5 protein-coding genes and 1 pseudogene are annotated in these 3,668 nt (G+C 58.4%); 5 read left to right on the top strand and 1 reads right to left on the bottom strand.

Annotated elements, in window-relative coordinates:
• Nucleotides 1-128: 128 nt before the first annotated feature.
• The 5 genes and pseudogenes from EN749_RS32545 to EN749_RS32525 form a co-directional block, all read left to right on the top strand.
• A pseudogene (locus EN749_RS32545) lies at nt 129-1,202 on the top strand (RHE_PE00001 family protein); the annotation flags it as partial.
• A 110-nt stretch (nt 1,203-1,312) separates the two neighbouring features.
• Entirely contained in the window at nt 1,313-1,609 is a 297-nt protein-coding gene (locus EN749_RS32540; RefSeq protein WP_095488778.1) for a hypothetical protein, read from the top strand.
• Nucleotides 1,599-2,243, top strand: a complete 645-nt coding sequence (locus EN749_RS32535) for a hypothetical protein (RefSeq protein WP_245491545.1) — start codon at nt 1,599-1,601, stop codon at nt 2,241-2,243. The genes EN749_RS32540 and EN749_RS32535 overlap by 11 nt, the downstream gene beginning before the upstream one ends.
• A 24-nt stretch (nt 2,244-2,267) precedes the next feature.
• Nucleotides 2,268-2,918 (top strand): hypothetical protein, encoded by a 651-nt coding sequence (locus tag EN749_RS32530; RefSeq protein WP_128364702.1) that lies wholly within the window; start codon nt 2,268-2,270, stop codon nt 2,916-2,918.
• Nucleotides 2,896-3,219 carry a topoisomerase DNA-binding C4 zinc finger domain-containing protein gene (locus EN749_RS32525; protein ID WP_128364701.1) on the top strand — a complete coding sequence of 108 codons (324 nt, stop codon included), beginning with the start codon at nt 2,896-2,898 and terminating at the stop codon, nt 3,217-3,219. The genes EN749_RS32530 and EN749_RS32525 overlap by 23 nt, the downstream gene beginning before the upstream one ends.
• A gap of 229 nt (nt 3,220-3,448) precedes the next feature.
• Here the strand turns inward: EN749_RS32525 and EN749_RS38310 are convergent.
• On the bottom strand, nt 3,449-3,668 hold a 220-nt coding region (locus EN749_RS38310; protein WP_210214744.1), incomplete at its 5' end, for a hypothetical protein.

Genomic DNA, 3,668 nt, shown 5'->3' with positions numbered 1-3,668 from the left:
GTTGTGCAATGGTTTCGGCAAATCGAGCGGTCAGTGAAATCGTTAGTGAAAATTTGCGCCTCTGGTAGCGCGCAAACCTAACCGGCATATGACGTTCGGGCGATTGAAATCGGGAAGTAAAAGCGACAGCAGAAGATCAGCTGGCCCGGCTCGACGAGAGGACGCGGCGTAGTCCGGTTGGCGCCGGCTTTGTCGAGCGAGGGCATTTCTTCGACTCGGCTGCCAGCATGTGGGTTTCCGGTGAACTCGTCCATGTCGAGGATCTCGTTCTCCACGACGCGCATATGGACGTTCGGGCTCCGACCCACGAACTCGTCATTGCCCACTCTATCCTGCGAGCGCGCCGCCGGATCGCGGATTCCGATTCAGGCTGGGCGCTGAGCGATGCCGGCATCTCCGCGCTGCGTGGTCGACCGGTCGATGCGGTCGCGGAGAGGGAAGGGGAGGGGACCATCGATGATGATGATGCCGTCGAAGCGCCGGACGCCGATACCGAGTCTGCTGATGACGCGTTTGCGCAGCATTTTGCGGATATTGATGCTGTCCTCGCCCGCTCCGAACGGCTGTTGACGGAACATGGCGCAAAGACCGCGCTGCAGCCGCCGGCGAGGGTAGAGCCCAGCGGACGCGACCCACTCATCTACGACCAGGATTGGGACGAAGCAGAGCGACTTTCCCGCTGGCGAGATACGATTTCTGAAGCCGACGCTATCCCGGCGTCACTCGGGGTAGCCGTTCTATGGGAAGCTTGGGAAACCCTCGAACCCCTTCAGCGCCAGAATTGGCTGGGCTCCATTCTCGTCGGCTCGTATCTACGATCGAGGGGCAAGGTCGCCAGTCATCTCCTCGCATTCAACGTTGGCTTGAAGGCAATCTCGCGAGAGCGGCGGCGTTCGTCGACCCATACGACCAGGCTCATCGCATTCCTTAATGCCCTGTCGAGCGCGGCGGAAGCCGGAATGAAGGAACTCGATCGCCTCGGCCAGGCAAAGGATCAGATGGAGCGTCGGCTGAGGAATCGTCGTTCATCGAGTAGTCTCCCCGATCTTATCGAGCTTGTCCTCTCGCGACCGATCGTTTCTGCGACGATGATCGCGAAGGCAGTAAAGGTCGTCCCTCGGGGCGCCCTCGACCTCATAGCCGACCTCGGCGTGCGGGAAATGACGGGGAGGGGGCGATATCGTGGGTGGGGTGTGCTGTGATCCATTGCTGACGAATTAAGGGACCATATTCCTGAGCTCCCCGAAAGCCAGATTATACCTTGCATCTGCGTTGAACGGTATCTATGTTATGTTCAACAAAGGAGGCCGACATGGGCGCCCAAATTCGTTCCGCTACGGAAAATGAGGAGCAGGTAGCACTAACGCGCAACAAGCTTGTGCTTGAGCAGGCACGCGCCGTTGGCCTTCTCGGCGCCGCGAAAAATACACGTTTGTCAGGCCGTGTGCCGTCGGAGTTGATCGACGCCGCCAAAAAGCGAGCTCACGTCACGTCCGACACTGAACTGCTGGAACTGGCATTGTCGCGGCTGGCACTAGAGGACGACTTTGGCGCTCGCCTTGTTGGCCGGAAAGGCAGCATTCCGGCGGATATCGATCTTGGGGTTTGATCTTCGTGAGACCCTGCGATTACTGAAGCCCCAAAAGCGGCGGGGAACACTCGAACGCCGAGCCGATGGAGATTTACCCTGGGTAGATGACGAGCCCACTATTGGTGGTCCATTGTTTCTGGACACCAGTGTTTATTTGGACGTCCTGCAGGGACGAACGCCTGAAGCGGTGGATGCGCTCCTGAGGTATCGGCTCTGTCACCATTCGGCAGTTTGTCTTTCCGAACTGACACATGCGTTTGGCCGCCTTGATCCGGCTCACGCGTCGACGAAATCGGCCCTGGAAATTATCCAGCAGACGATTGACGACGTGCCGACGCATAGGCTTCACGCCCCCGAAGCGACGACTTGGGGACAGGCCGGCATCATTGCCGGCCTGCTTTTCCGGCTGAGCAAGATGCCGAAAGGCGAGGGTCACGAGCGACGCTTTATCAATGATGCCCTGATTTTCCTGCAGGCAAGGCAATTGGGTGCGAGCGTCCTGACCGGAAACATCCGGGATTTCGACTATCTCTCCCAGATCATTCCAACTGGACGCATCATTTTGTACCGATTTCCGGCGACGCACTGTGATGGAGTGCCTCGGAGATCGGGGCGCGGTTTCCGGGACGCAATACGGTATGTGAAAGCATAAGCATAGGCGGGGAGAGAGTAGCCGATGTCGATCAGTATGAAAGAGGCGACCGCCGTCAGTGCAATTGCTGATCTGCTTAATGACTTCCTGCCCGGCAGCGGGAACTCCCGCACTGCATTTCCGCTTGCCGCAAATGAGGTCGGAGTTGGCGAGTTCTGGCAACAAGGCAGCAAGCTTCCATCGCTGGTTCAGCTTCTCACCGCCACGCTGGAACATCGGCGGAATCGGTTCTGCCCTCTCATCAATGCGATTGTGCGTCAGTCTTTGACGTGGCGCCGGGGGCGTGGCGAGCCGCTAATGCGAGAGGAGATCGAGCAACTGAATACTCTGCTGCGTGGGGGTTCATTTCGAATCCCGGAACTCACGGACGATTCTTTTCTCAACATGCTTCCGGTACGAAATCCAGCGCCGGTGCAAAAACCCATAGCTGGGAAACCAACAGCGGCGCAGGTGAGCTTGCTCTCCCAACAACTGCTCGAGGTCAGCAAGCTTGCACCTCAGCCCCGTGGTTATGCCTTCGAGAAATTTCTTCATGATCTGTTCGCGGCATACAACCTTGCACCACGTGGCTCGTTTCGCCTGACTGGAGAGCAGATTGACGGCAGCTTCGCGCTCGAGGGCGAGACCTATCTTTTAGAAGCTAAATGGCAGAATGAATATTCGGGCATATGCTGAAGAACGACGCCTGTTCTACGTCGCGCTCACGCGCGCCAGCCGGGGCGTATATCTCATCACCAACAGCCGCCAGCCGTCCCGCTATATCCGGGAACTTTGCGAGATAGCCGGGTATGAGGTGCGCTACGAGACAATCGAAGGCGCTGCCTTGCGTCAATGCCCCGTTTGTCTGGTGGGCCAGATGGTCGAGAAGCGCAACAAGAACGGGACGGTGTTTCACGGATGCAATCAGTTCCCTGATTGCAGGCACAGCGAAGGTGTTCGGGCGCAATCGACGGCTCGCCTACATAGGCGCGCCTAACGTCAGGAGCACCGCGGTCACTTGGCAGTTGACACTTGTCCCAGCCGTTTCCCAAGCGCGCGTGCTCTCCGACATGATCGATTTCGTCAGCCTTCGAACTGCAGGCGCAGGGCCCACTCGGGGAAATCGATCAGCGGATTCCGATTGCCTTGAAGGACGTAGATCGCCGCATTGCGATGTTTTTCCCACTCGTCAGGGGCATATTGTTCGTGCCAAGCCAAAAGCGTTTTCAGCCGCTGGCCGGCATAGCGCCTGCCGACATACCGGCATATCGGAGCATGAAATAGAGCGTCGCCCGCGCAACAGCGCCCTTCCCACCTTTGGGCTCGAAGGCGTCGTCTTCGACCCGCCCGCAATCCTGCATCGTTCTTTCGAACTCGTGCTGGACCAGCGGGTAGTTCGAGCGGAAGCTGTTGCAGCGCGGCTCGCACGAGAAGAGATGGTGAAGG

The sequence above is a fragment of the Mesorhizobium sp. M7A.F.Ca.ET.027.02.1.1 genome (assembly GCF_004022985.1).
Taxonomy (GTDB): domain Bacteria; phylum Pseudomonadota; class Alphaproteobacteria; order Rhizobiales; family Rhizobiaceae; genus Mesorhizobium.
This window is presented reverse-complemented; position numbering and strand designations above follow the sequence as displayed.